The organism is Streptomyces coffeae (assembly GCF_016741875.1).
GTDB lineage: Bacteria > Actinomycetota > Actinomycetes > Streptomycetales > Streptomycetaceae > Streptomyces > Streptomyces coffeae.
In genome coordinates this window covers 232,554-258,110 of the sequence record NZ_JAERRF010000003.1, presented here as the reverse complement: position 1 = coordinate 258,110, position 25,557 = coordinate 232,554, and the positions used below count along the sequence as shown (strand labels likewise).

The following is a 25,557-nucleotide window of genomic DNA, read 5'->3' as shown; positions in this document are numbered from 1 at the left end:
ATGCTGTGTGGGCTTCGGAAGTCAAGAAGTGCTCTGTTCGTTCCGCGGCGTGAGTTCCTTTATGGCGGGCTTTCGGTAGCGCATGCTCAGGCCGCCGTCTGCGGGAGTGAACTCCACGGTTTCGATGGACAGTTCGCACAGCACTTTGTCGTGGGAATTGAGCAGTGTGTTTCTGATGTTCTGAATATTCTCAGCAAGTAGCCACGAAGTGGAATGGAATTTGAAGACTCCCAAGAAGAAATTATCGGCGAGCCGAAAGAAGATGTTTGTGCTGGGATGCGGGCCGTAGCCCGACTTGGCTTGGGCTCTCCGGTCAGCGGCACTTTGGGGGCATTTGCAGAGCTTCCCGATGCGTTCATCAGGCGACAGGAAGTGAATTCCGTCGCAGTGGTGAATGAGCCCTGCATGACCCCACAGCTTCAAGTCTGACGTGACGGCCTCAGGCCCCTCCACGACAATCGGAACGGACCGTGCTGCCGTCATCACCTCAACGTGACTCTGAATGCCCGTCGTCCTCTCTTCCGGAGTCCCACCGAGGAGTAGCGCGATGCCCGCCGCCGTGTGGTGGGCAGCGGTCGTTACGCGCCACCTGGCCAATGACTCGGGCCGACGGTCCACCATGCGACCGGAGCGAAAGACCCCCGCTATCTGATGCTCAGTCAAGACGTACTTTCACCGCCCCGATGCTCACGGGCGATCTCCCGGTTCCGTTCGAGGTCTTCCGCGATCCCGGTGGCGATGAGCGCGGCTCCGGGGGTGTGGCCGGAGCCGACGTAGCGCCAGTGGGCGTCCCTGATCACGTCTGGATCGGCGAGTTGGGTCCTGTCGCGCTGGTGGTCGGCTCGTTCGGTGCGCAGTGCCGCGTACGTGGTCGAGTACGCGCGTGACTTGGTGAGGATGTGGCCCCGGTAGCCGAGCGTGTGAGCCCACGCGCGCAGCCGTAGCGGCTCCAGTTCGAGGAGCCCGCCCAGGCGCCAGCAGGCGCGCATCAGGGTTCGCACGTGGGCCGACACGGGGGCCGCCTCGATCTCGTCGAGGTTGGCAATCTGATGGTCGAGTCCGGCCCCGGTGTCGGTGGCCCCCTTGGTGACGTATTTGGCGACGTACGCGGCTACGGCGTCATCGGCCAGGCCCTCACCGTCGCCGAAGGCACGGAGCGGCCGGGCGTCGAGTTCGGTGCCCCAGCGCAGTTCGTGTTCTCCCAGGGCCACGCTGTAGGGGGTGTGGAGGTGGACCGCCGCCGCAGCAGTGCGGACCACGGCCAGAAGCACGTCAGCCGTTGCCCAGGCCGGGGGCGGATCGTCCGAGCCGTGTACGCCGTCGAGACGCACCACAGCGTGGACATGGACGGCCGCGCGCTTTTGGTACTCGGCGACTTTGGCGTAGGAGATGCGGAGGCTGCGGCGCAGGCCGGTGCGGGTGTGGCCGACGCGGGCAGCGAGGTGGTTGTACAGGTTGTCCGTGAACGCCTTCCACAGCCGACCCGCGTGCGCGTGCCACAGGATGTGTGCCGCGTAGTCGTAGCAGTCGGGACACAGCGGCTGTCCAACGAGCCGTTCGGTGCCGTCGTGGACGGCCGGGCAGCCCAGGGGGCGTCCGTGTTCGCACTGGCCCGCATCCCGGCGCGGTCGGCAGCGCTGCCCGTCGGTGGTGGTGCGGTGGACGGGGCCGAAGCTGGGTGCGGTGAGGGTGAGGAACAGTCGGGGCCGCTCGCGTACGTCGGCGGGTACGGTCTTGCCGCCGAGGAGTCCGGCCCGTACCAGGTGGAAGGTGTCGCCCGCGTGGAGGCGGGAGCAGGGGGCGCAGACGGTAGCGCGGCGGTTGCGGCAGCGGATCAGGAGCCGTTCGCCGGGCTCGTTGCGGGTGTCGTAGTGGTGGAGCAGCTCACCCGTGAGCGCGTCGCGGGTGGTGGTGGATCCGGTGAGGTGGATGGGGTGGGCGCACCCGCCGGTGGCGGTGATCTGGTCCAGCCAGCGGCTGAAGCCGGGGTCTTGGACGAGGCGTATCAGGTCTTGGTCAACTTCGGAGAGCTGACGCAGGCGCGCCGCGCGGTCAAGAGCGGCGCGCCTGTCAGCCGAGGTGGTCTCGGCGGTGATGGTGGGGACCTCCCGGGGTGGGCCGCCGAAGCGGCACGGTGGGTTGGGGTTGGGTGGGTGTCGTCCATGGCGATCACTCCAGTGGTTCGAACTGGTTGGGTGGCTAGCGGATGGTTCCGGTGCCCCGGCAGCAGCGGCAGCGCCGCCGGTGGCCGGTGCGGGAGATGGGGTATCGCTCGCCCTTGCAGATGGGGCAGCGGACACGGCGCATGGGCATGGGTGGGGCCTCCCCAGGGGGTCTAGCTGCTGTGGGTGAAGCCGGAGAGGAGCCAGTTCACGAGGCCGTCGGCGGTGAAGATGACGGGGGTTTGGCCCAGGTACATGCCGAACAGGCCGATCACCACTGCTATCCACCAGCGCACTTCACCGGAGCGGACCAGGAGCACGGTGGCGAGCCCGAAGAGCAGCACCAGCGGGAGAGCCGCTTCCTCGCTCATGCGCGTCCACCCCCTTCCAGGTCCTCCAGCGCGCGGACGACCCCGGGCAGGCGAGGCGCCATCCCCGCGTACTCAGCCGCTGTCACCTGAGCCTGCGCAGGCGTGGTCAGCTGGGAGCGCCCGCGCATCCAGCCGCCGAGTTCGCCCGTGGTCACGGCGACGCCCTGTTCGGCCTCGGTGATCGACTGCGCGACCGCCACGGCATCCTTGTTGAGGTCACCCAAGGCCATCTCGGCTGTGGCAGGGTCGTTGACGCGGTGGCAGATCCGGCCGCCCAACTGGGCCCGAAGCGCGGTCACCCCGGGTCCGAGGTCGGAGCCGACCCGCTGTCCGGCCACCAGCAGATGCACCCCCAGCGCCGCACCGAGCTGCGCCAGGCGCAGGAGGTAGGTCGAGCACTGTTCGGCCTCGGCTCGCTGTTCCTTGCTGCCGTTGGTCAGGTACAGCTCCGCCAGCTCATCGACGATCACCACCACGGGGACCGGGCGTTCCTTCTCCGGCAGGTCCCATATCGACCGGGCTCCGGCCGCACGGCAGGTGCGCATGCGGTCCTGCATGTCCACCACCAGGGCCCCGAGAACCGCGGTGGCCTCCCGGCGGCAGGTGGCCAGCACCGACAGCCGCTGTTCGAACAGGCCCAGTTCCATGCCGCCCTTGCAGTCGATCCCGACCAGGGCAACCGGCTGCGGGGCAAGCTCGGTGATCACCCGCGCGATCAGCGTGGACTTCCCCGAACGCGTCGCGCCGACGATCAGCCAGTGGGGCACGCGCCGGAAGTCCATCACCCACGCGCCCCCGGTCTCCAACGCGCCGAGCACCGCTGACAGCAGCGACGCCGACACCTCCCCCATGGGCCGGTCGGGATGGGCCAGCGGATCACTGGCCGTCGCCGTGATCACCACGACGCCCCGTTCGGGCGAGACGACCCGCACCGCGTGCATGCGCCAGGCGTGCGCTAACGCATCAGCCGCCGTCAGGAACGGGGCTGGAGTCTGCCCCGCGTGCAGCCGCACCCGCAGCGACAGCCCATTGGGGGTGGGGCGGGGGAAGGAGCAGCGCGGTGCCTTGGTGCGCAGGGGTTCGCCCTTGACCGCCAGGTCTCCCAACAGGAGCCGATTGGGCTTGTGGGAGACCGTGAGGTCGTTGAGGTGAGCGACCTTGCGCCAGGTGAACACCACGCGCAGTGCGGTGCGGGGGTAGCCGGTCAGGTACCAGTGCCAGTCCGGCCGACGCTCTTGCAGATGCATGGCGGTGGCCACGGTCCAGCTCACCACCAGCAGCACGGCAGCGATCAGCAGTGGCCCGGTCATGCGCCACCGCCCTTACCCGCCGTCGCCGACGCGGCCGGAGCCGGTACGGGCGTGATGGCAGCGGCTCGGAAGCTGACGCCATGCCGGTCGCCCATGGCCCAGGCGAACGCCTCAAGGCCCGTCACACGCACCTCCAAGCCCTCCACGACTCCCTTGGGTTCTCCGGGTACGGCGATTTCGATCACCGACACCCGCCGCCTGTCCTGCCGCACCGTCACGGCGACGGTGTAGATGGTGTTGCCGTCCCGGTCCTTCTTGACCTCCTTGCTTTCGAAGTCCGCGATCTTCGGTTCGGGTCCGACCGCGCACCGCAGTACGCCGAGCCGGGTGGTGTCCACAGGGATGGACTGCATGGGTTGTTGGCCTCCTTGGCCGTCCAGACGCCAGACGAGACGTCATCTGACGTCACTCGTGCTTACGAGTTGCCAACTATGCATGCCTTGACGACGGGAGGCAAGTACTTATGCTTACGAGTGACATCAGGTCACGTCAGGACCGCCGACCCACAGGTGACGAGGAGAGCCCGGCATGGGAGAGATCCAGCGACCCGGAGCGCTGTACCAGCAGGTTGCCGCCGAAATCCGCAGCGGCATCGCGGCAGGCGAGTACAAGCCCGGAGCCCCGCTCCCCTCAGAGGCCCAGCTCATCGAGCGCTACAAGGTCAGCCGCCCCACCGTCCGCAAGGCCATCGCCGCACTCCGCGCCGAGGGGCTTATCGAGGTCATCCACGGCAAGGGCAGCTACGTCCGTGCCCTCCCCGCCCCCGCGGTCACCATCGCGCGGACCATCACCCGCAGCGGGAAGACCTTCCGCACCGGCCACCAGGCGTGGCAGCAGGTTGAGGAACCGGCCATCTACCGCACCAGCACCACGGCGGCCACGGGCCCGTTGCTCGGACTCGGCGAGGGAGAAGCGCTCTTCGGCGTTGACCGGCTGCTGACTGACCCGGAGACGGGTACACGAGCCGCGCATCGCGTGCTCATCCCGTTCGCCACCGCCGCCGACGAAGCCGAGCAGCTAGGCGAAGCGCCGGACACTGAGCCGGAAGAGATCTATGCGGTCCTTACCGCCGCCGGGCACAAGCTGACCTGGCAGGAGACCGTGAGTGCCCGCATGCCGCTACCCGACGAGCGCGCCACGCTCCAGGTCCCCGACGCCACTCCGATCATGCTCACCGCCCGCGTCACCCTCGGCAACGACGACCGCCCGCTGATCCTCGAAGAGCTCCGCGCCAGCGCCGACCGCGCCCAACTCGCCTACCGGATCACCGCCGACAGCCCCCGCCAGCTCCACGCCGTCTGAGCCCCATCAGGGCGCACTGTCGAAACCTGTCTTCACTTACTCAAGGGCGCGCCTGCGGCGCGCCGGGCGGTCTGGCCGCCCCGCCGGGCTGCGGCGTGGCCGCCGGTCCCGTTGGGCGCCCACCGCCCACACACCACAGCGCCATGAGTGTGCAGGCACGGCCGACCGCCGTCGGGGCTGGTGCGTTGTGGCTGGTGGCCGACGGCCTACGAGGCTTTTAGGCAGCCACCACGGGGCGAGCCTCTAAGAACAGGGGGCCAATCGGTCGCAAACGCGGGCAGGATCACAGACCCGCCCGATTCGCCGGGCCAGCGTAAGGCCCCCTGTTCTCTCGCCCCGTGGCAGCTCCCGCCCAAAAGCCTCTACGGCCGGCGGCGTGCCCACAGCGCACCACTCAGGCACCGCGCGCCCACCACCGGCCGCCCCACTCAACTCGCTCTGCCCAACCTCGCCGCCGCCACCCGCGCCAGCATGGCTATCTCACGCGCCGTCGCCGCCGACAGCTCCAGCCGCACCACCCCCGCTCCCTCTGCTCCGGCAGAGGCCCGAAGCCGCGCCCCGGTCGTGTCCACTCCGACGAGCCGTAGCGCGTCGTCCAGCTCGGAAGCCGCCTCCCGTGCGTCCCGCCAGCCGCTCATGTAGTCCACTCCGCGCACCCACATCCCCCCGTCCAGGTCTGCCGCCTCACTGTCGAACCCGTCGCCCCCAGGGCCGCACATCCGTCAAGTCCCCTTCACTACATGCCATCTGACAATGAACGTGGCGGGCCGCGTCGAACGAGAACACGACGACGACCCCGGTACCATCGGCACCGGGGTTCGTCATTGATCCCCAGCCGGACCACCCCGAGCTGACCAGGCGGAAGGGGTGGTCCGGTGTTGCTTCTTCGGTTGTTGCGCGTGATCCAGACCGGAGTTGTCTCAGTACTGCTGACGACCACCGGGGTAGCGGACCGAATTCCGGCATTCGGGGGCATCCACCGGCGGAGTCTCCGCAGCGAGTGCGAAGCACAGGCCCGCGTGGAGCTGTTCCGCCTCATCCACCGACAGCACCAGCGGAGCGAGCGCCACATGCTTGCCCAGCCGGGCGATCCCGAGTGTCACCGTGAGACAGCCGTCCAGATCACGGGATACGCGCAGTCCCACAGGGGTGGCCTGGAGCCGCCACCCGGACGAGATCCGCCGATCCGGGCTCACTTGTCCACCTCGCTCGCTTCAGCCGGTCCATCGTCGTCGGACACCGGCAGACGCCTGCCACGGCTCTCCGCGACCCGGAGAGCATCACGTAGTGCCTCAACCAGACGGTTGGAGAGGAAGCGCAGTTCTCCGGCCTCTGCCTTCGGATTACCGAGCATTGCGCCAGCGTGATCAAGGAGTTGAGAGCCCATGCGGAGCTGCACCGCTTCCATGTCGTCCGCAAGCTGCGACATGAACCCCTCGCCGTCCGTACGGGACACCAGGTAGCACGGATTGCCAGTAGGCCCCGACCAAGGGAGCAGACGCGGTTGTGCACTCACCTGGCCACCACCACCCCGTGCGGAGCACACGCAGACTCCGCCCGAGCGCGAATCTTCCGACGCTGCTCCTGCTGACGCTCATGCGCCACGACATACGGCCGGACAAGGCCCACGTCCTCACCCCGCAACACCGGCTGACCCGGCACCGCGAATACACGCGGCAGCTGGAGAGTTGGAGCGTCATGGCAGCTCGGAAAATGCGTCACGGTGGTGCGAGCACGCCCCGGGCCAGGCCGCACGGCTCTCCCCAGCAGTTCGAAGATCCTTCCCCAACAGTTCCGCACGTCGACCTGCTTTCCTCAGGTTGGCCACGCCCCGGGGTCCCGCACGCACTGCCGGGGTCTTTCGTTCTCGACAGTCAACGGCTGTCTTGGGCACGGCGGCAGCGTTCAGCCGGGGGTTCATATGCACACAGAGGGTTCACGCCCAGAGGCTGGGGGGTTCACCATGAACCCCCCAGGCAGTGAACTGCTCTGACAGGATGAGCACCTGACGTGATGTTGGGAGTGACGGCAAGGGTGACCAGAGAGCCGAATCGCCAGTTGGCCGCCCTGATGAAGGAAGCCGGGGCCTCCAACAAAGGCTTAGCCCGCCGCGTCTGTGAAGTTGCAGCGCGACATGGTGAGCAGCGGGGCACAACGCATGTGTCCGTGCAGCGGTGGCTCGATGGCGGTGGAATTCAGCCCCAGACTGCCCTGTTCGTGGCCGAGGCTTTGAGCGAGAAACTACAGCGGAGAGTCACACCAACTGAAATCGGATTCTCCGCCGCCACACCGGTCGTCTCCACAACGCCCAACGCAAGCTATGCGGAATCGCTGCCCGAAGCGCTGAGCGTCCTTGACGACCTTGCACGGATGCGGCCAGAAGACACGTCTACTGGCGAACTCCTCTTGTCCGAACCTGACTTTGATCACGCCGCTCTCACATGGCTCGTTTCACGACCCGACGGACTAAGTAGCGACTCCACCGCGTCACGCCGAGTGGGCATGAGGGACATCGCGGCCATCCGTACTGCGGCCGGATACTTCATGCAGCTTGATTTCCAGTTCGGCGGCGGACACGCACACAAAGCATTCCGCCACTACTTCCGTGAGGAAGTCCTCCCACTCCTGGGAGGAAGCTACAGCCCGAAGGTAGGCAAGGCCCTCTTCGAAGCTGCGACGGAGATTTCGCAACTCCTTGCGTGGACTGCGTACGACAGTGGGAACCATACGCTCGCAGGTCGTTACCTCATGTCGACTCTACGCCTGACTCAGGTCGTCGACGACCGAATGATGGGCGCACGCATCCTTGCCAATATGAGCCACCAGGCCAATTACTTGGGTCAGGCGTCACGTGCGGTACGTCTCGCCCGAGCGGCCGTCGAGGGCGGCCGAACCCACTCCACGCCGCGCGGGATGGCTCTCTTCGCGGCACACGAAGCCCGAGCCCTCTCTACGGCGCAGGATCGGAAGGGAGCGGCGCGAGCGATGAACGAGGCGGAGCGCTTCTTCGACCTCGCTGACACCGGAAGTGACCCGGAGTGGCTTTCCTACATGGACGAGGCAGAGCTAGTAGGCGAGTTCTGCCACTGCTTCCGCGACCTCGGGCAAGGCCGTGAGGCCGTGCAGTTCGCAGAGCGCGCCGTAGCCCTCACGGACCCTAAATATGCTCGCACGCTCGGTTTCTGCCGCATGGTGCTGGCGCAGAGTCAGCTGCTAAATGGTGAGCTGGAAGCGGCCATCGCTACAGCAAGTCTCGCCCTTGACGGCGGAGACGCCCTTCAGTCCGCGCGCTTTCAGCGATACATCACCGACTTCCAACGGACTGTGGCCACCAATACCGGAAACCTCGCCGTGCAGCAGTTCAACGAGCAGGTACGTGAGGCCATGGCATACATGGGCGGCAGCTAGGCGTCTCAGCCCGGACTCCAATTACGTGGCATTTCATCATCTCGCAGGGAAGCGATGCGACGAGCGTATTCCTCGGCTACTTCGGCGCTTTCGGATACGTTCTGCATGAGCCACGTGGTCATGTTGAATTCCTGAACAGCCCGCAAGGTAGAGAAGCCAGACCAATCACGCAGATCCCTACCGTACGAACCAACGAAGTCCGCATATTGCTCACGTGTTTGCCACCCCAGACTGTGATGCTCAGTCGCGGTGACCATCAGGTCCCACTCGGGGTGATCGAAGCTGAACCGCTCAAGGTCGATGAGGATTACGCGGCCCTTCCGGTCCACCATGAGGTTCTGAACATGCGCGTCCCCATGGACAGGGCCCTTCTCCGAGTCGAAGTGGAGGCCCGCGATCCGGTCGCCCAACTCCTGGCCCCGCTTGCTCAGAAATTCGCGATCGTCATCCGGTATCGCGGTCGCCGCCTCGATGCGCCGATCGGTGCGGTCCAAGACGGGAAACGGCGGCAGGCTCAAGCCGTCCGGCAGACTCAGCGAGTGGAGATCACGCAGGACCGATCCCAACTCCCCGTAGGTTGCCTTACGGTCGCCCTCCTCGATCAGGTTCCAGAACGTCACAGGGTGGCCGTCGATGATCAGCGGCTGCTCCACATCATCGATGATGCGCACCACCGGGAACCCCTCACGCGCCAGCCAGCGCGACACCTCTACCTCGCCCTTCGCAGAGGGCAGGTACTCCGTTGATCTCGCGATGCGCACGACCACCGGATGTGCGGCCAGCCGGAAGAGCGCGTTCTCGCCCAAGCGGATCAGTTGGGCTCCGTCATCGTTGAAGCCCACTCGCCGACACGCAGTCGCCATCACCTGCGCAGCGCCTGTCGATGAGAACCCCTCTCCTGAACCCCGCGCAGCACCAGACGGCATGCGTCCTCGGCTCCTTTCCCTCACGCCGCCCAGCCCGGGGACCTACAAGGCCGTCAGCGACTCACGGCAGCCATCAGTGCGACGGTACCCACACCGCGGGAACGAAGACGTGACGGGGCATGACGATCAGCCCACATACAGCACGTCGCCCCCGCTCTCAGCAGAGAGCAGGGGCCACGTGAACGGGGCGATGGCGACCTGTGATGGCGGACCGCCGCTTTTCTCTACCCTGGGAGGGTGAGTGAAGACGAGGTCACGAGGGTCATACGGCAGTGGCGAGAAGCCATGCCGGATGCGGTGCTGGTGGACGGATTCCATGCGTTGAAGCACGCGCTTCGCTTCGGGGCAGATGTCCGTGTCGCGATCTCCAGTGACAAGGGCTCCGCTTTGGCACTGGCAGACGAACTGGCCGATGACCTTAGGGTCCGGATCAGCGATCTCGTGACCGAGGTACCAGCGCAGATTTTCCGAGATCTCGTTCCCAGGGTGCACCCCACGCAGGTCGCTGCCCTGGCTGTCAGGCCCAGCCGCCATGCGAACCTGGACCACCTGTCGAGGCTTCCGCGGTCGGCGCCGGTCGTCGTCCTGGACAACCCACGCAACCTGGGAAATGTCGGCGCTGTGGTCCGTCTTGCCGCCGGTTTCGGGGCTACAGGGGTGGTCACTACTGGTGACATGGACCCATGGCACCCCAGCGTGGTCCGGGCGGGTGCGGGCCTTCACTACGCGACCGCAGTGGAACGGCTTCCACTCGGAGACCTGCCACCAGGCCCCCTGTATGCGCTTGACCCGGAGGGAGAGGACATCAGGTCCGTAGTGCTCCCGGATGACGCGCTGCTGGCGTTCGGCTCTGAGCGACACGGCATCTCGCCTGAGGTCCGAGACCGGGCGACCAAGCTAGTGGCACTCCCCATGCGGCCTCAGGTGTCCAGCTACAACCTCGCCACGAGCGTGGCCATGGCTCTTTTCCACTGGGGAGGCCCGCCGCCCCCAGCCCGGAGCGGTCAGGACGACGCCCGATCCTCCAGAAGCGTTATGTAGCCGATACTTCAACATCGGGAGCGTAGTGCGCACGGCCAACGCGTTCCTGGCGAAGGAGATCCATATCGTGGGGCGGCGCCGCTGGAACCGGCGCGGGGCCATGGTCACCGACCGCTATCAGCATGTCCGCCATCACCCGGACACCGCCGAGCTCACCGCCTGGGCGGCCGCCGAGGGGCTTCCGGTGATCGGGATCGACAACCTCCCCGGGGCGGTGCCGCTGGAGACCACCGAACTGCCGCGCCGCTGTGTGCTGCTCTTCGGCCAGGAGGGGCCGGGACTGACGGAGGAGGCCCGCCGCCACGCGGCCCTGGTGTGCTCGATCGCGCAGTTCGGCTCCACCCGCTCGATCAACGCGGGCGCGGCGGCGGCCATCGCGATGCACAGCTGGGTGCGGATCCACGCGGCGGCCGGCTGAGCCGCCGCGCGGACCCGGCCGGCGCTACGCCTGGCGCCGCACCTCGATCATCCGGAAGCGGCTCGCCACAAAGGCGCTGTCGCACAGCGTGGCATTGGCCGACGGATTGCCGCCGGAGCCGTGGAAGTCGGAGAAGGCCGCGGTCTGGTTCACATAGACCCCGCCGGTCAGATTCAGCGACAGCTGGGCGCACTCCTCCAGACATGCCTCCTCGACCAGCCGCTCCACCTCCGGTGAGGTGGTGTACGCGCCGACGGTCATCGCGCCCTTGTCCCGGGTGGTCCGCCGCAGCAGGGCGACCGCGTCCGCCGTGGAGTCGACCGCGACGGCGAAGAACACCGGGCCGAAGCACTCGCTCAGATACGGCGCGTCCCCGTCTGCCCCCTCCCAGAACTTCCGGGCCCCGTCCGCCTTCACCATCAGCGGTGTGCGGACCGTGGCGTCCGGGAACTCGGGGTGGGTCACCGCCCGCGAGGCGAGGGCGACACCGCCGAGACCCGTCGCGGCCTCCAGCCGCTCCTGCACCCGGGGACCCACGATCGCGCCCAGCAGCGCGCTCGCCCGGGCGTCATCGCCCAGCAGCCCCTCGACCGCCGCTCCGAGATCGGCCACCACCTCGTCGTACGACTTGGGCCCGGCGTCGGTGGTGATGCCCTCCCGGGGGATGAGCAGATTCTGCGGGGTGGTGCACATCTGGCCGCTGTAGAGGGACAGCGAGAACGCCAGATTGGCCAGCATGCCTTGATAGCCGTCGGTGGAGTCGATGACGACCGTGTTGACCCCGGCCTTCTCGGTGAAGACCTGGGCCTGGCGGGCGTGGGTCTCCAGCCAGTCACCGAAGGCGGTGGAGCCCGTGTAGTCGATCACGCGGATCTCGGGGCGCACCGCCAGGACCTTGGCGATGCCCTCGTCCGGCCGCTCGGCGGCCAGCGCCACCAGATTGGGGTCGAAGCCCGCCTCGCGCAGCACCTCGCGCGCCGTCCGGACGGTCAGCGCCAGCGGCAGCACGGCCTGCGGATGCGGCTTGACCAGCACCGGATTGCCGGTGGCCAGCGACGCGAAGAGCCCGGGGTAGCCATTCCAGGTGGGGAAGGTGTTGCAGCCGATCAGCAGCGCGATACCGCGTGGGACGGCGGTGAACGTCTTGTTCAGCCGCAGCGGGTCGCGCTTGCCCTGCGGCTTGGACCAGTCCGCCGCCTCCGGGGTGCGCACCTGCTCGGCGAAGGCATAGGCCACCGCCTCCAGACCGCGGTCCTGGGCGTGGGGGCCGCCCGCCTGGAACGCCATCATGTACGCCTGGCCACTGGTGTGCATCACGGCCTGGGCGAACTCATGGGAGCGGGCGCTGATCCGGGCCAGGATCTCCAGGCACACCAGGGCGCGTGCCTCCGGACCGGCGTCCCGCCAGGCGGGCATCCCCGCCTTCATCGCCGGGAGGAGTACATCGATATCCGGGTGCGGATACTCCATGCCCATCTCCACGCCGTACGGCGAGACCTCGGAGCCCGTCCAGCCGTCGGTGCCCGGCTGGTCCAGGTCGAAGCGGGCGCCGCGCAGGGCTTCGAACGCGGCGAGGCCCTCGGGGATGCCCAGGCTCGGGCGGGCCGTCTTGCCTTCCGGGCCGTAAGCCTTCGGGTGCTCGGGGTGCGGGGACCAGTACGCGCGGGTACGGATCGCCTCCAGTGCCTGGTCGAGGGTGGGGCGGTGCATCTCGGTCAACTGCGCTGTGGTGAGTCCGGTGGTCACGACTGACCAACTCCTCGTCGAGCTGGGATTGAGCTGGGCTGGGATGGTCGACAGAGTTAGATTAACCGAACGATCGGTCGGGACAAGAGGGCCTGGCGAACCTGTGGATAACTTCGTCCGAGAGGATCAGCGGCATGACTGCGATCGACCGGGGACCGGCGCATACCAGCACCGTCGCCGTCATCGGCACCGGCACCATGGGCCAGGGAATCGCCCAGGTGGCGCTGGTCGCCGGGCATCCCGTACGGCTCTACGACACCGCACCGGGCCGGGCCGGCCAGGCCGTGGAGGCCATCGCCGCCCGGCTCGGCCGACTGGTCGACAAGGGCCGCCTCCCCGCGGCCGACCGTGACGCGGCACTCGGCCGCCTCACCGCCGTGGCCGCGATCGAGGAGCTGGCCGACGCGGATCTGGCCATCGAGGCGATCCTCGAGGAACTGGGCACCAAACAGCAGCTGTTCACCGCGCTGGAGTCCGTTGTCTCCGACCGCTGTCTGCTGGCCACCAACACCTCCTCGCTCTCCGTCACGGCCGTCGCAGGCGCCCTGCGCCTGCCCGGTCGCCTCGTCGGCCTGCACTTCTTCAACCCCGCCCCGCTGCTGCCGCTGGTCGAGGTCGTCCGCGGCGCCGCCACGGACCGGGCCGCCGCCGACCGCGCGTACGACACCGTCGCGGCCTGGGGCAAGACCCCGGTGCGCTGCGCCGACACCCCCGGCTTCATCGTCAACCGGCTCGCCCGCCCCTTCTACGCCGAAGCCTTCCGGGCCCATGAGGAGCGCGCCGCCGACCCCACCACCATCGACGCCGTGCTGCGTGAGTCCGGCGGCTTCCGGATGGGCCCCTTCGAGCTGACCGATCTGATCGGCCAGGACGTCAACGAGGCCGTCACCCGCTCGGTCTGGGAAGCCTTCTTCCACGATCCGAAATTCACCCCCTCCCTCGCGCAGCGGCAGCTCGTGGACGCCGGGCGCCACGGACGCAAGTCCGGCCACGGCTGGTTCGACTACGCCGAGGGCGCCCAGCGCCCCGCCCCGCACACCGCCGAACCCTGCGAGGCCCCCGAGAAGGTCGCCCTGCACGGGGATCTGGGGCCGGCCGCCGCCCTCGTCGGGCTCATCGAGGAAGCCGGGATCACCGTCACCCGCGAGCCCACCGGGGGCCATCTCGCCCTGCCCGACGGCACCCGCCTGTCGCTGACCGACGGCTCGCCCGCCACCACCGACCCCGCCGCCTGCATCCGCTTCGACCTCGCCCTGGACTACCGCACCGCCTCACGGATCGCCCTCGCTCCGTCGGAGGCCGCCTCCCCGGAGTCCGTACGGACGGCGATCGGGCTGTTCCAGGCGCTCGGCAAGGAGGTCAGCGTCGTCCGGGACGTCCCCGGCATGATCGTGGCCCGCACCGTCGCGATGCTCGTGGACTTCGCCCTGGACGCCGTCGCCCGCGAGGTGGCGAGCCCGGAGGACATCGACACCGCCATGCGGTCCGGTGTCAACTACCCGCGCGGCCCGCTCCAGTGGGGCGACGACCTCGGCGCCCTCTGGGTGCGCGACACTCTGCGCAACCTCCACCACTCCTTCCCCACCGGCCGCTATGCGCCCTCCCAGGCGCTGATCCGGCGTGCCGCCGCTCAGGAAAAGCTGCTCTAATCATGACCATGGCCAAGCGCGACACCTACACGCCCGAATCGCTGCTCGCGGTTGCCGTCGAGGTGTTCAACGAGCGCGGCTACGACGGCACCTCCATGGAGCATCTGTCCCGTGCCGCCGGAATCTCCAAGTCGTCGATCTACCACCACGTCAAGGGCAAGGAGGAGCTGCTCCGGCTGGCTATAAGCCGTGCGCTGGACGGCCTGTTCGGCATCCTCCAGGAGCCGGGCGCCCGTGAGGGCCGCGCGGTGGAGCGACTGGAGCACGTGGCCCGGCGCACCACCGAGGTGCTGATGGCCGAGCTGCCGTATGTGACGCTGCTGCTGCGCGTCCGGGGCAACACCGACACCGAGCGCTGGGCCATGGAACGCCGCCGCGAATTCGACCACCAGGTCGCCGAGCTGCTCAAGCAGGCCGCGGCCGAGAGGGACCTGCGGGCGGATGTGGACGCGCGGCTGGCCACCCGGCTGCTCTTCGGCATGATCAACTCGATTGTCGAGTGGTACCGGCCGGGCCGCGGCGGCGCCGCGACCTCCGACGAGGTCGCCGACGCCGTGGTCCGCACCGCTTTCGCGGGGCTGCGCACCCAGGGCGAGGGGCGCTAGCCGCCTCGCCCCGCGCGGGCGCGGGTCACGGCTCGGAATCCAGGTCCGTCTCCTCGAACACCAGCAGTGTCCGGGTGCTCAGCACCTCCGGTATCGCCTGGATCCGGGTGAGGACCAGCTCGCGCAGCGAGCGGTTGTCCGGGGTGTGGACCAGCAGCAGCACATCGAAATCCCCGCTGACCAGGGCGATATGGGCCGCTCCCGGAAGCTCCCTGAGCTGCTCGCGCACCGTGCGCCAGGAGTTCTGGACGATCTTCAGCGTGATGTAGGCGGACGCGCCCTGCCCGGCCCGCTCCTGGTCCACCCGGGCGCTGAAGCCGCGGATCACCCCGTCGTCGATCAGACGGTTGATCCGGGCGTAGGCATTCGCCCGCGACACATGTACCTGATCGGCCACGGAGCGTATCGAGGCCCGGCCGTCCGCCCGGAGGAGACGGATGATGTCGCGGTCGATGGAGTCCAGTGGCCGTGCGGGCGGTTTGCCGTCCGAATGAGCCATCTGTTCGTCCCGCATACCGCCCCGCCTCCCCTTCATGGACATCCTGTCTTCATCTCAAGGGGTGCGGAACCGTTTGTCCACAGGCTGGGGTCGCCTGTAGCCAAAATGCGTCGGCGACCGAACAATCGGTAGGGAGGGGTGCCGCTGTGGCCTGCCTCACGTTCCAGCTGTCCGCCCGCCTGTCTTCCACCTACCACCCTCGAGCGAGGTGCTGAGCACCACCTCCCTCAAGTCCCGGAGGTCGCGTCATGACGGTCCTTGAGCAGCCCGGTGCCTACCGGCCCACTCCCCCGCCCGCCTGGCGTCCCCGCGTCGACGCCGCGCCGCTGCTGCCGGACGCCGAGCCGTACCGCCTGCTGGGCACCGCCGCTGCCGCTGACGTCCCCGCCGACCTGCTCACCAGGCTCCACCGCGAGCTGGTGCACGGCCGCCGGTACAACGCGCAGGCCACCGCCCTCACCCGGCAGGGCCGGCTGGCCGTCTATCCCTCCTCCACCGGACAGGAAGCCTGCCAGGTCGCCGCCGGACTGGTGCTCGAAGAGCGCGATTGGCTCTTCCCCAGCTACCGCGACACCCTCGCCGCGGTCGTCCGCGGCCTCGACCCGGTCCAGGCCCTCACCCTGCTGCGCGGCGACTGGCACTCCGGTTACGACCCCCACACCCATCGCGTCGCCCCCCTGTGCACCCCGCTCGCCACCCAGCTGCCGCACGCCGTCGGGCTGGCCCACGCCGCCCGCCTCAAGGGCGACGACGTGGTGGCGCTCGCCCTCGTCGGCGACGGCGGCACCAGCGAGGGCGACTTCCACGAGGCCCTCAACTTCGCCGCCGTCTGGCAGGCCCCGGTTGTCTTCCTCGTCCAGAACAACGGCTTCGCGATCTCCGTCCCGCTCGCCAAGCAGACCGCCGCGCCTTCCCTCGCTCACAAGGCCGTCGGCTACGGCATGCCCGGCCGCCTCGTCGACGGCAATGACGCGGCCGCCCTCCACCGCGTCCTCGACGAGGCCGTGCGCCGGGCCCGCGGCGGCAAGGGCCCCACCCTCGTCGAGGCCGTCACCTACCGCATCGACGCCCACACCAACGCCGACGACGCCACCCGCTACCGGACCGACGCCGAGGTCGAGGCATGGCGGGCGCACGACCCGATAGCGCTCCTGGAGGACGCCATGCGGGACCGCGATCTGCTCGACGAGCGGAGTGTGGAAGCCGTGCGCGAGTCCGCGGAGCGGCTCGCCGCCGATCTGCGCGAGCGGATGAACCAGGATCCGGTCGTCGACCCCATGGAGCTCTTCGAGCACGTCTACGCCAACAAGACCAGCCAGCTGCGCGAGCAGGCGGCCCAGCTGCGCGCCGAGCTCGACGCCGAGACCGGGGCCGACGAGTCCGAAAAGGGTGCACGATGACCACCGCCACAGCCGCCGGGACCGGCACCGCCCGCAAGCCCGCCACCATGGCTCAGGCCCTCGGCCGCGCCATGCGCGACGCCATGGCCGCCGACCCCTCCGTCCATGTCCTCGGCGAGGACGTGGGCACCCTCGGCGGTGTCTTCCGCATCACCGACGGGCTCGCCAAGGAGTTCGGCGACGACCGCTGCTCCGATACGCCGCTGGCCGAGGCGGGCATCCTCGGCACCGCCGTCGGTATGGCGATGTACGGGCTGCGGCCCGTCGTCGAGATGCAGTTCGACGCCTTCGCGTACCCGGCCTTCGAGCAGCTCATCAGCCATGTCTCGCGGATGCGCAACCGCACGCGCGGCACCATGCCGCTGCCGATCACCGTACGGGTGCCGTACGGCGGCGGTATCGGCGGGGTCGAGCACCACAGCGACTCCTCCGAGATCTACTACATGGCCACCCCCGGCCTCCAGGTCGTCGCCCCCGCGACCATCGCCGACGCGTACGGGCTGCTGCGCGCCGCCATCGCCTCCGACGACCCCGTCGTCTTCCTCGAGCCCAAGCGGCTCTACTGGTCCAAGGGCGACTGGTCGCCCGACCGGCCGGACGAGGTCCCGCCCATCGGGCGCGCCGTGGTCCGGCGGCCGGGCGGCGGTACGGCGGGTGGTTCCGGACCGGGCCGGAGCGCCACGCTCATCACCTACGGGCCCTCCGTCCCGGTCTGCCTCGAGGCCGCCGAGGCGGCCCGCGCCGAGGGCTGGGACCTCGAGGTCGTCGACCTGCGCTCGCTCGTGCCCTTCGACGACGAGACGGTATGCGCCTCCGTACGCCGCACCGGCCGCGCGGTTGTCGTCCACGAGGCCACCGGCTTCGGCGGTCCCGGCGGGGAGATTGCCGCCCGGGTCACCGAGCGGTGCTTCCACCACCTCGAGGCGCCGGTGCTGAGGGTCACCGGGTTCGACATCCCCTACCCGCCGCCCATGCTGGAGCGGCACCATCTGCCCGGTGTGGACCGAGTGCTGGACGCCGTCGCCCGCCTTCAGTGGGAGTCGGAGTTCACCGAGGGGAGGGCCGTCTGATGGCTGTGGTGCGGGAGTTCACCCTTCCGGATCTGGGGGAGGGGCTCACCGGCGCGGAGATCGTGCGGTGGCTGGTCCAGGTCGGCGATGTTGTCGCCATCGACCAGCCGGTCGTCGAGGTCGAGACCGCCAAGGCCATGGTGGATGTGCCGTGCCCGTACGGCGGGGTGGTCACCGCTCGCTTCGGCGAGGAGGGCACCGAACTGCCCGTGGGCGCGCCTCTGCTCACGGTCGCTGTTCCGGAGGGGGCGGATGAGCCGGGGGCGGATCGGGGTTCCGCGGGTGCTGGGGCTGCCTCGGGTGGGGCCGCCGCTGACGGTGGGTCGGGCAATGTGCTCGTCGGGTACGGCACGACCGCACCGGCCGCGCGCCGTCGCCGGGTTCGGCCCGGCGCGGTCTCCCCGGCCGCGGTCTCCCCGGATGCCGGTGCCGGTGCCGGTGCCGGTGCCCGTGCTGGTGCCGGTGCCGCTGCCCTTCAGGTCACCGGTGACCGGCGTGCCGACGGGCCCCTCCCCGTGATCTCACCCCTGGTGCGGCGGCTCGCCCGTGAACACGGGCTCGATCTTCGCGGGCTCACCGGCTCCGGGCCGGATGGGCTGATCATGCGTGCCGACGTCGAGCGGGCGGTGCGGGGTTCGGCGGTGGGTGGCGCTGCCGTGGGCGGCGTTGCGGCGGACGGTGCGGTGGCGGACGGCCTGGCCGTGACCGCGGCTTCCGCGGCGCGGGAGGAGCGCGTTCCGTTGCGGGGCGTGCGGGGCCTGGTCGCCGACAAGCTGGCGCGGAGCCGTCGGGAGATCCCCGACGCCACCTGTTGGGTGGACGCCGACGCCACGGAACTGCTCGCCGCCCGCGCGGCGATGAACGCCGCCGGGGGCCCCAAGGTCTCCCTGCTCGCCGTCCTGGCCCGTATCTGCACGGCGGCGCTTGCCCGTTACCCCGAGCTCAACGCCACGGTGGACATGGAGAGCCGGGAGATCGTCCGGCTCGCCGATGTGCACCTCGGCTTCGCGGCCCAGACCGATCGCGGGCTGGTCGTACCGGTCGTACGCAATGCGCATGCCCGGAGCGTCGAGCAGCTCTCCGCGGAGATCGCCCGGCTGACCGAGGCCGCCCGCGCGGGGTCGCTCGCCCCGGCCGAGCTGACGGGGGGCACGTTCACCCTCAACAACTACGGCGTCTTCGGGGTCGACGGATCGACGCCGATCATCAACCACCCGGAGGCGGCGATGCTCGGCGTCGGCCGGATCGTCCCGAAGCCGTGGGTGCACGAGGGTGAGCTCGCGGTGCGGCATGTGGTGCAGCTGTCGTTCACCTTCGACCACCGGGTGTGCGACGGGGGGACGGCCGGGGGGTTCCTGCGGTACGTGGCCGACTGTGTGGAGCGGCCGATGGTGCTGTTGCGGGGGCTGTAGCGGCTGGGCGGCGGGTGCTCCCGGGTGCTCCCGGGTGCTCCCGGGGGCGCGGCCGGATGCGGGCCCGGGGGCTCCGGGCCGGGCCCCGTGCGTCGGTGGGCGTGTGTGGGCGTGTGTGGGTGTGTGCCGGGAGATGCCCCGGTGCGCCGGTGGGGGTGCGGTTGGGGCGCGCTGATCGGGCGATACTCGTGGGGTGACTCCAGGTGCGTATGACGCTGTGATCCTGGCCGGGGGCGCCGCGCGGCGGCTCGGTGGGGCAGACAAGCCCGCCTTGCGGGTGGGCGGACGGGCTCTGCTCGACCGGGTGCTGGCCGCCTGCCGGGGTGCCGGGGAGACCGTTGTGGTCGGACCGCGCAGGCCGACCGCGCGGCCCGTCCGCTGGGCGCGGGAGGAGCCCCCGGGCGGCGGGCCGGTGGCCGCCCTGGACGCCGGCGTACGGCACACCAGCGCACCCGTGGTCCTCGTCCTCTCCGCCGATCTGCCCTTCCTTACCTCCGAGACCGTAAAAGCCCTGCTCACCGGCTTGGGGGAGGGTGACGGCGCGGTGCTCACCGACTCCGCAGGACATGAGCAGCCCCTGGTCGCCGCCTACCGCGCCGAGCCGCTGCGCCGTGAGATCGCGCTCCTCGCCGCCGAGCACGGCGGCCTCTCCGGGCTTCCGCTCCGTCTGCTCACCTCCGAGCTCTCCTTGGGCCTCCTCCACCACCCCACCGCGTCCTTCGACTGCGACACCTGGGAAGACATCACGACGGCCCGCGCGCGGATCAGGGAGCATGGAGTCGTGCTGGATGAATGGATTGCCGCGGTCAAGGCCGAACTCGGGATCGACCTCGATGTCGACACCGCCGCCCTTCTCGACCTGGCCCGGGACGCCGCGCACGGAGTCGCCCGGCCCGCCGCCCCGCTGACCACCTTCCTCGTCGGCTATGCCGCGGCCCAGCAGGGCGGTGGACCCGAGGCGCTGGCCGACGCGATGCGCAAGGCGTCGGCGCTGGCCGCCCGTTGGGCCGATGAGACCGGGACACCGGAGCAGTCGGCGGGATGACACGGCGCGACCGGGCGGGGGACGACGAGGCGCTCGACCGCGAGGTCGACGAGGCGCTGGCGCTGGCCAACGACGAGCGTGAGACGCCCGCGGCCCCGGCCGAGGACACCGACGCGGAACGGGACTGGGCCAGCCCGGCCCTCGACCTCGCCCGCGGACGTACACCCCCGGAGCGCGAGCGGACCCGGACCGGCCGCCGGGACCGGTCACCGGGGCGCGGCCACCCGGCTTCGGGCGGGGCCGGGGGTGCGGGGGCGGAGGCCCTGGACCCGTCGGGGTCCCCCATGCCGCAGGCCAGGGGCGCGGCGCGGCGCCGATCTCCGGCCGACCCCGCGTCCGAGGGCACCGGCGCCCGAACGCGACGCTCCGGGACCCCTGCACCGGAGGACCCGTACGGGGAGGACAACCCCGGCCCACCCATCACCCCGCGCACCTGGTCCGACGCCCGCGCCACCGCCGGTGCCGCCGCGGCCGCCATGACCGCCACGGTCGTTCGGCCGCTCGCCGAGGCGCTCGGGCATGTCCTCGCCGAGCCCCTGGCCGCCCTCACCGACCTCCCGCCGTTCGACACCTCCGCTATGGACGGCTGGGCCCTCGCCGGTCCCGGGCCCTGGCGGCTTCCCCGCCACAAGCACCTCGGCGAGCACCTCCAGGAGCCCGGTGAGCCCGGTGAGCCCGGTGAGCCCGGCGAGAGCGAGTACGGGATCCTCGCCGGGCACGCGGCCCCCGCCCCACTGCCCGACGGCCATGCCGTCCGCATCGCCACCGGCGCCCGGATCCCGCCCGGTACCACCGCCGTCCTGCGCTCCGAATACGGCACCGACACCGGCGACGGCTGGCTCCACGCCGCCCCCGCCCACCCCGTCGCCCTCGGCCAGGACATCCGGACCCGCGGCCAGGAGTGCCGCAGCGGCGATCATCTGCTGCCCGCGGGCACGCCGATCACCCCCGCCGTGCTGGGGCTCGCCGCCGCCTCCGGCTATGACGAGCTGGCCACGGTCCGCGGCCCCCGCGTCGATGTCCTCGTCCTCGGCGATGAGTTGCTGACCGAGGGGCGGCCCCGGGACGGCCGGATCCGGGACGCGCTGGGCCCCATGATCGGCCCGTGGCTGCGGGCGCTCGGCGCCGAGGTGCTGGCGACCCGCCGACTGGCAGACACCGCGGACGCGGTCCACGCGGCGGTGGCGGAGTCGACCGCCGATGTGGTCGTCACGACGGGCGGCACCGCTGCCGGACCGGTGGACCATGTGCACCCCACACTGCGCCGCCTCGGCGCGAAGCTGCTGGTGGACGGGGTGCGGGTACGGCCAGGGCATCCGATGCTGCTGGCACGGCTGGCGCCCGGACGGCATCTGGTCGGTCTGCCGGGCAACCCGCTGGCCGCCGTCTCCGGTCTGCTGACGCTCGCCGAGCCGCTGCTGCGCACGCTCGGGGCGCGCCCGGCGGCCGAGTCGCGCTGGATGCCGCTGGCCGCCGCCGTGCACGGGCATCCGGTGGACACCCGGCTGGTGCCCGTGGCGTTCCGGCGCGGGGCGGCGCTTCCGCTCCGCTTCAACGGTCCGGCGATGCTGCGCGGTATCGCCGCGGCGGACGGGCTAGCGGTGATCCCGCCGGGCGGTGCGGAGCGCGATGACGAGGCCGAGGTGCTGGCTCTGCCCTGGTCGGGAGGGTACGGCAGCACACCGGTCACGCCCCCGGCCGGCACGGTCAGGAACACGGCCGGGAGCACGGCTGAGAACCCGGCCGCGTACCCGGCCCCCGGCACATCCGATGACGACGAAGACGGCATACCCACCCCGGAGGCCCCCGCGTGAAGCTGCCCAGCCAGGACGCGGCCGCCCGTACCCCGGAGGACACCAGCCACCGCGTCCGTCTGCCCCACTTCCCCGCGGGCCCGCTGCGCCAGGTCGTCCGCAGGGTGCTGCTCGCGCTGTTGGTGATGGTGCTGACCGTGGTCATCGTCTACACGGACCGCACCGGCTACCACGACAACTCCGACGAGAGCGTCGACTTCCTGGACGCCGTCTACTACTCGACCGTCACGCTGTCCACCACCGGCTACGGTGACATCGTCCCGTACAGCGACAGCGCACGGCTCAGCAACATCCTGCTGGTCACCCCACTCCGCGTGATCTTCTTGATCATCCTGGTCGGCACCACCCTCGAAGTCCTGGCCGAACGCACCCGCGAGCAGTACCGCTTGAACCGCTGGAGGTCCGCGTTGCGCGATCACACCGTTGTCGTCGGCTTCGGGACCAAGGGGCGGTCCGCCGTACAGACCCTCTGCGCGACCGGGCTGCGCAAGAACCAGGTGGTGGTCGTCGACCCCAACCACAAGGTGATCGAGGCGGCCAACGCGGAGGGATTCGCGGGTGTGGTGGGCGACGCGACGCGCAGCGATGTGCTGTTGCGGGCGGAGGCGCAGCGGGCCCGTCAGTTTGTGATCGCGACCCAGCGGGACGACACCGCGGTGCTGGTCACCCTGACCGCCCGCCAGCTCAACAAGCGCGCCAACATCGTGGCGGCGGTGCGGGAGGAGGAGAACGCGCCGCTGCTGCGCCAGTCGGGGGCCGACGCGGTGATCACGAGCGCGAGCGCGGCGGGTCGGCTGCTGGGGATGAGTGTGCAGAGTCCGACCGCGGGCGCGGTGATCGAGGATCTGATCCAGCAGGGCAGCGGTCTCGACCTGGTGGAGCGCACGGTGGTCAAGGCGGAGGTGGGCCGTTCGGTGCGGGATACCGATGACCTGGTGGTCTCGGTGCGGCGCGGTCATCGGCTGCTGGCGTACGACGACCCGGACGCGAGCCCGCTCCAGGCGGCCGACCGGCTGATCACGATCGTACGCGCGCCGACGCCGCAGGAGGAGTGAGCGGCCGGAGTAGCCTCGCGGCCATGCATGCGATCACAATTCCCGAACCCGGTGGCCCGGAAGCCCTCGTCCGGACGGAGGTGCCCGATCCGGTGCCCGGTGAGGGGGAAGTCCTCATCGATGTGGTGGCCAGTGGCGTCAACCGTGCCGATCTGCTGCAACGTCAGGGCGTCTACCCCCCGCCGCCCGGCGCCTCTCCCTACCCCGGTCTCGAGTGCTCGGGCCGGATCGCCGCGCTGGGCGCGGGGGTCACCGGCTGGGCGGTGGGGGACGAGGTGTGCGCGCTGCTCGCGGGCGGCGGATATGCCGAGCAGGTGGCGGTTCCCTCGGGGCAGGTGCTGCCGTTGCCGGAGGGGATCGACGTGGTCACCGCGGCGGCGCTGCCCGAAGTGACCGCGACCGTATGGTCGAACGTCTTCATGATCTCCCATCTGCGGCCCGGCGAGACGCTGTTGGTGCACGGTGGCTCCAGCGGAATCGGCACCATGGCGATCCAGCTGGCGAAGGCGGTCGGGGCCCGGGTCGCGGTGACCGCGGGAAGCGCCGAGAAGCTGGCGGCCTGCGGTGAGCTGGGGGCCGACATCCTCATCAACTACCGCGAGCAGGACTTCGTGGAGGAGATGCGCCGGGGCACCGACGGCGCGGGCGCGGACGTCGTCCTGGACATCGTCGGCGCCAAGTACCTCGCCCGGAACGTGGAGACGCTCGCCGTGAACGGCCGGTTGGCGATCATCGGCTTGCAGGGCGGGGTGAAGGCCGAGCTGAACCTCGCCACCCTGCTGGCCAAGAGCTGTGCGGTGATGGCCACCGGGCTGCGCGGCCGCTCGCTCGCGCAGAAGGCGGCGATTGTCGCGGCGGTGCGGGAGCATGTCTGGCCGCTGATCGGCAGTGGCCGGGTCCGTCCGATCGTGGACCGGACGATTCCGATGCGGGAGGCCGCGGAGGCGCACCGGCTGCTGGACTCCAGCGAGCATGTGGGCAAGGTGCTGCTCACGGTCTGAGCGGCCGACCCCCGGGGCCGGAACCCCAGCCCCCGGGGCCGGAACGCCGAGACCCGTGAGCGGAACGCCGAGCCCCGGGGGGCGGAACCCGGACAGCGGCGCCCGGAATGCCCGGTGTATTGCTCTATGTGAATCTGAACCCGTTACGCACTGGTTCAGCACGGGAGAGTGACGACCGTGAACCCTGCGCTCCGCACCCTTCCCGCCGCGGTCCTGCTGGTGGGGGCCGTACTGTCGGCGGCCCCCATGGCGCGGGCCGACGACGGCGGGCTGGCCGGTACTCACGCCGGGGAGGGCCGCACCCACCCGGGGCGGACCGATACCTCCACCGCCTCGCCCCCGGACGACGACGGCGGGGTGAACGAGGAAGGGGAGGGCGGCAGGTCCTGGCAGCTGGTGCCCCGATGGACACCCTCCTCGCTGACGGTCCCGGAGACGGGTGAGCCGCCGATGGCCCGGGATCTGGCGCCGTCGGAGCGCCGTTACGAGACGCGGCGTACGGCGGCCGAGCCCGGCGACCAGGCGATGCGGGTGCTGCCGTTGGGCACCGGGTTGGCGCTGACCGGACTCGGGCTGGGGCTGGCGTTCCTGGGGCTGCGGCTGCGCCGTCAGTGAGCGCCCGCCCGGGATTCCGGGGCGGACGGGCCCCCTCGCCCCCCGCACGGGGTGCCGGTACGGAACAATGGGGGTATGAACCAGCCGATGAACGAACGATCGCAGGAGAGCCCGCACGTCCTGGTCGTCGGTCCGGACGGCATGGCGCTCGGCGGTGTCACTCCTGGTGAGGGCAGTGGTGACGACGAGTCGCGCGAGGTTCCCGTGACGGACATGGTCGAACAGCCGGCGAAGGTCATGCGGATCGGCAGCATGATCAAGCAGCTTCTGGAGGAAGTCCGAGCGGCACCTCTCGACGAAGCCAGCCGGGTCCGGCTCAAGGAGATCCACTCCAGTTCGGTGAAGGAGCTGGAAGACGGGCTGGCGCCCGAGCTGATCGAGGAGCTGGAGCGGCTGTCGCTGCCCTTCACGGATGAGGTGGTTCCCACCGAGGCGGAACTGCGCATCGCTCAGGCCCAGTTGGTCGGCTGGCTGGAGGGTCTGTTCCACGGCATCCAGACGACGCTGTTCGCCCAGCAGATGGCGGCGCGCGCCCAGCTGGAGCAGATGCGCCGGGCGCTGCCGCCGGGGGTCGGAGGGCTCGAGGAGGACGAGGGCATGCCGCCGCACGGCGGTGCCCGTTCGGGTCCCTATCTCTGACGGTTTCCGCGGTCTGCCGCGTGGCGGGCCGTCCCGGGACGAGTGCCCGGGGCGGCCCGTCGTCCTAGG

The 25,557-nt window shown here is 70.3% G+C and carries 25 protein-coding genes and 1 pseudogene; 15 read left to right on the top strand and 11 right to left on the bottom strand.

Annotated features, from left to right (window positions below):
• Positions 1-21: 21 nt before the first annotated feature.
• The 5 genes from JK363_RS05840 to JK363_RS05820 all read right to left on the bottom strand — a co-directional run bounded on the left by JK363_RS05840 (position 22) and on the right by JK363_RS05820 (position 4,196).
• Complete coding sequence (locus tag JK363_RS05840) at positions 22-663, bottom strand: recombination directionality factor (protein WP_268981009.1); 642 nt, start codon at positions 661-663, stop codon at positions 22-24.
• On the bottom strand, positions 660-2,039 hold the full coding sequence (locus tag JK363_RS05835) for a replication initiator (RefSeq protein WP_201872570.1): 1,380 nt from the start codon (positions 2,037-2,039) through the stop codon (positions 660-662). Before JK363_RS05835 ends, JK363_RS05840 begins: the two co-directional genes overlap by 4 nt.
• A 296-nt stretch (positions 2,040-2,335) precedes the next feature.
• Positions 2,336-2,533 carry a hypothetical protein gene (locus JK363_RS05830; RefSeq protein WP_201872104.1) on the bottom strand — a complete coding sequence of 66 codons (198 nt, stop codon included), beginning with the start codon at positions 2,531-2,533 and terminating at the stop codon, positions 2,336-2,338.
• Entirely contained in the window at positions 2,530-3,843 is a 1,314-nt protein-coding gene (locus JK363_RS05825) for an FtsK/SpoIIIE domain-containing protein (RefSeq protein ID WP_201872103.1), read from the bottom strand. The genes JK363_RS05830 and JK363_RS05825 overlap by 4 nt, the downstream gene beginning before the upstream one ends.
• Positions 3,840-4,196, bottom strand: a complete 357-nt coding sequence (locus JK363_RS05820; RefSeq protein ID WP_201872101.1) for an SCO3933 family regulatory protein — start codon at positions 4,194-4,196, stop codon at positions 3,840-3,842. The genes JK363_RS05825 and JK363_RS05820 overlap by 4 nt, the downstream gene beginning before the upstream one ends.
• A 175-nt stretch (positions 4,197-4,371) precedes the next feature.
• Between JK363_RS05820 and JK363_RS05815 the strand changes: the two genes are divergently transcribed.
• Positions 4,372-5,145: a GntR family transcriptional regulator gene (locus JK363_RS05815; RefSeq protein WP_201872099.1), complete on the top strand. Its 774-nt coding sequence runs from the start codon at positions 4,372-4,374 to the stop codon at positions 5,143-5,145.
• A gap of 428 nt (positions 5,146-5,573) precedes the next feature.
• Here the strand turns inward: JK363_RS05815 and JK363_RS05810 are convergent, their stop codons facing one another.
• The 3 genes from JK363_RS05810 to JK363_RS05800 form a co-directional block, all read right to left on the bottom strand.
• Positions 5,574-5,864: a hypothetical protein gene (locus JK363_RS05810; protein WP_201872096.1), complete on the bottom strand. Its 291-nt coding sequence runs from the start codon at positions 5,862-5,864 to the stop codon at positions 5,574-5,576.
• A 201-nt stretch (positions 5,865-6,065) separates the two neighbouring features.
• Positions 6,066-6,341 (bottom strand): hypothetical protein, encoded by a 276-nt coding sequence (locus JK363_RS05805; protein ID WP_307821625.1) that lies wholly within the window; start codon positions 6,339-6,341, stop codon positions 6,066-6,068.
• Entirely contained in the window at positions 6,338-6,574 is a 237-nt protein-coding gene (locus JK363_RS05800; protein WP_307821624.1) for a hypothetical protein, read from the bottom strand. The genes JK363_RS05805 and JK363_RS05800 overlap by 4 nt, the downstream gene beginning before the upstream one ends.
• Before the next feature lie 605 nt (positions 6,575-7,179).
• Here JK363_RS05800 and JK363_RS05795 point away from each other — a divergent pair.
• Positions 7,180-8,553 carry an NsdA family TPR-like regulatory protein gene (locus JK363_RS05795; protein WP_201872093.1) on the top strand — a complete coding sequence of 458 codons (1,374 nt, stop codon included), beginning with the start codon at positions 7,180-7,182 and terminating at the stop codon, positions 8,551-8,553.
• Between the two features lie 5 nt (positions 8,554-8,558).
• On the opposite strand, the gene JK363_RS05790 is transcribed toward JK363_RS05795, so the two are convergent.
• Positions 8,559-9,479 (bottom strand): aminoglycoside phosphotransferase family protein, encoded by a 921-nt coding sequence (locus JK363_RS05790; RefSeq protein WP_201872090.1) that lies wholly within the window; start codon positions 9,477-9,479, stop codon positions 8,559-8,561.
• Between the two features lie 285 nt (positions 9,480-9,764).
• Between JK363_RS05790 and JK363_RS05785 the strand changes: the two genes are divergently transcribed.
• Together JK363_RS05785 and JK363_RS05780 are read left to right on the top strand one after the other, a co-directional pair.
• Positions 9,765-10,520 (top strand): TrmH family RNA methyltransferase, encoded by a 756-nt coding sequence (locus JK363_RS05785; RefSeq protein ID WP_201872566.1) that lies wholly within the window; start codon positions 9,765-9,767, stop codon positions 10,518-10,520.
• A 7-nt stretch (positions 10,521-10,527) separates the two neighbouring features.
• Positions 10,528-10,938: pseudogene (locus tag JK363_RS05780) on the top strand (TrmH family RNA methyltransferase); the annotation flags it as partial.
• A 24-nt stretch (positions 10,939-10,962) separates the two neighbouring features.
• On the opposite strand, the gene paaN reads toward JK363_RS05780, so the two are convergent.
• Entirely contained in the window at positions 10,963-12,684 is a 1,722-nt protein-coding gene (gene paaN / locus JK363_RS05775) for a phenylacetic acid degradation protein PaaN (protein ID WP_201872088.1), read from the bottom strand.
• A 134-nt stretch (positions 12,685-12,818) separates the two neighbouring features.
• On the opposite strand from paaN, the gene JK363_RS05770 reads away from it, so the two are divergent.
• Positions 12,819-14,333 (top strand): 3-hydroxyacyl-CoA dehydrogenase, encoded by a 1,515-nt coding sequence (locus JK363_RS05770; RefSeq protein WP_201872083.1) that lies wholly within the window; start codon positions 12,819-12,821, stop codon positions 14,331-14,333.
• A 2-nt stretch (positions 14,334-14,335) separates the two neighbouring features.
• Positions 14,336-14,938 (top strand): TetR/AcrR family transcriptional regulator, encoded by a 603-nt coding sequence (locus tag JK363_RS05765; protein ID WP_201872082.1) that lies wholly within the window; start codon positions 14,336-14,338, stop codon positions 14,936-14,938.
• A gap of 25 nt (positions 14,939-14,963) precedes the next feature.
• On the opposite strand, the gene JK363_RS05760 is transcribed toward JK363_RS05765, so the two are convergent.
• Complete coding sequence (locus JK363_RS05760) at positions 14,964-15,452, bottom strand: Lrp/AsnC family transcriptional regulator (protein ID WP_201872080.1); 489 nt, start codon at positions 15,450-15,452, stop codon at positions 14,964-14,966.
• Between the two features lie 233 nt (positions 15,453-15,685).
• On the opposite strand from JK363_RS05760, the gene pdhA reads away from it, so the two are divergent.
• The 9 genes from pdhA (at position 15,686) to JK363_RS05715 (ending at position 25,488) form a co-directional block, all read left to right on the top strand.
• A complete protein-coding gene (gene pdhA / locus JK363_RS05755) occupies positions 15,686-16,837 on the top strand; it encodes a pyruvate dehydrogenase (acetyl-transferring) E1 component subunit alpha (protein ID WP_201872078.1) in 1,152 nt (383 codons plus the stop codon).
• Positions 16,834-17,907: an alpha-ketoacid dehydrogenase subunit beta gene (locus JK363_RS05750; protein WP_201872076.1), complete on the top strand. Its 1,074-nt coding sequence runs from the start codon at positions 16,834-16,836 to the stop codon at positions 17,905-17,907. Before pdhA ends, JK363_RS05750 begins: the two co-directional genes overlap by 4 nt.
• Positions 17,907-19,319 carry a dihydrolipoamide acetyltransferase family protein gene (locus tag JK363_RS05745; RefSeq protein WP_201872074.1) on the top strand — a complete coding sequence of 471 codons (1,413 nt, stop codon included), beginning with the start codon at positions 17,907-17,909 and terminating at the stop codon, positions 19,317-19,319. Before JK363_RS05750 ends, JK363_RS05745 begins: the two co-directional genes overlap by 1 nt.
• A gap of 193 nt (positions 19,320-19,512) precedes the next feature.
• Positions 19,513-20,364: an NTP transferase domain-containing protein gene (locus JK363_RS05740; protein ID WP_307821623.1), complete on the top strand. Its 852-nt coding sequence runs from the start codon at positions 19,513-19,515 to the stop codon at positions 20,362-20,364.
• Positions 20,361-22,178 carry a molybdopterin molybdotransferase MoeA gene (locus JK363_RS05735; protein WP_201872072.1) on the top strand — a complete coding sequence of 606 codons (1,818 nt, stop codon included), beginning with the start codon at positions 20,361-20,363 and terminating at the stop codon, positions 22,176-22,178. Before JK363_RS05740 ends, JK363_RS05735 begins: the two co-directional genes overlap by 4 nt.
• On the top strand, positions 22,175-23,233 hold the full coding sequence (locus JK363_RS05730; RefSeq protein WP_201872070.1) for a potassium channel family protein: 1,059 nt from the start codon (positions 22,175-22,177) through the stop codon (positions 23,231-23,233). Before JK363_RS05735 ends, JK363_RS05730 begins: the two co-directional genes overlap by 4 nt.
• Positions 23,234-23,256: 23 nt before the next feature.
• Positions 23,257-24,234 (top strand): NAD(P)H-quinone oxidoreductase, encoded by a 978-nt coding sequence (locus JK363_RS05725; RefSeq protein ID WP_201872068.1) that lies wholly within the window; start codon positions 23,257-23,259, stop codon positions 24,232-24,234.
• A gap of 177 nt (positions 24,235-24,411) precedes the next feature.
• A complete protein-coding gene (locus JK363_RS05720; protein WP_201872625.1) occupies positions 24,412-24,849 on the top strand; it encodes a hypothetical protein in 438 nt (145 codons plus the stop codon).
• Between the two features lie 75 nt (positions 24,850-24,924).
• Positions 24,925-25,488 (top strand): bacterial proteasome activator family protein, encoded by a 564-nt coding sequence (locus JK363_RS05715; RefSeq protein ID WP_201872066.1) that lies wholly within the window; start codon positions 24,925-24,927, stop codon positions 25,486-25,488.
• Positions 25,489-25,557: the final 69 nt, after the last annotated feature.

Coding starts and splice junctions, on each gene's coding strand:
- JK363_RS05815 (WP_201872099.1), top strand. CDS start 4,372: ATGGGAGAGATCCAGCGACCCGGAGCGCTGTACCAGCAGGTTGCCGCC.
- JK363_RS05825 (WP_201872103.1), bottom strand. CDS start 3,843: ATGACCGGGCCACTGCTGATCGCTGCCGTGCTGCTGGTGGTGAGCTGG.
- JK363_RS05810 (WP_201872096.1), bottom strand. CDS start 5,864: ATGTGCGGCCCTGGGGGCGACGGGTTCGACAGTGAGGCGGCAGACCTG.
- JK363_RS05715 (WP_201872066.1), top strand. CDS start 24,925: ATGAACCAGCCGATGAACGAACGATCGCAGGAGAGCCCGCACGTCCTG.
- JK363_RS05735 (WP_201872072.1), top strand. CDS start 20,361: ATGACACGGCGCGACCGGGCGGGGGACGACGAGGCGCTCGACCGCGAG.
- JK363_RS05800 (WP_307821624.1), bottom strand. CDS start 6,574: ATGTCGCAGCTTGCGGACGACATGGAAGCGGTGCAGCTCCGCATGGGC.
- JK363_RS05725 (WP_201872068.1), top strand. CDS start 23,257: ATGCATGCGATCACAATTCCCGAACCCGGTGGCCCGGAAGCCCTCGTC.
- JK363_RS05790 (WP_201872090.1), bottom strand. CDS start 9,479: ATGCCGTCTGGTGCTGCGCGGGGTTCAGGAGAGGGGTTCTCATCGACA.
- JK363_RS05765 (WP_201872082.1), top strand. CDS start 14,336: ATGACCATGGCCAAGCGCGACACCTACACGCCCGAATCGCTGCTCGCG.
- JK363_RS05745 (WP_201872074.1), top strand. CDS start 17,907: ATGGCTGTGGTGCGGGAGTTCACCCTTCCGGATCTGGGGGAGGGGCTC.
- JK363_RS05770 (WP_201872083.1), top strand. CDS start 12,819: ATGACTGCGATCGACCGGGGACCGGCGCATACCAGCACCGTCGCCGTC.
- pdhA (WP_201872078.1), top strand. CDS start 15,686: ATGACGGTCCTTGAGCAGCCCGGTGCCTACCGGCCCACTCCCCCGCCC.
- JK363_RS05760 (WP_201872080.1), bottom strand. CDS start 15,452: ATGCGGGACGAACAGATGGCTCATTCGGACGGCAAACCGCCCGCACGG.
- JK363_RS05750 (WP_201872076.1), top strand. CDS start 16,834: ATGACCACCGCCACAGCCGCCGGGACCGGCACCGCCCGCAAGCCCGCC.
- JK363_RS05820 (WP_201872101.1), bottom strand. CDS start 4,196: ATGCAGTCCATCCCTGTGGACACCACCCGGCTCGGCGTACTGCGGTGC.
- JK363_RS05830 (WP_201872104.1), bottom strand. CDS start 2,533: ATGAGCGAGGAAGCGGCTCTCCCGCTGGTGCTGCTCTTCGGGCTCGCC.
- JK363_RS05785 (WP_201872566.1), top strand. CDS start 9,765: ATGCCGGATGCGGTGCTGGTGGACGGATTCCATGCGTTGAAGCACGCG.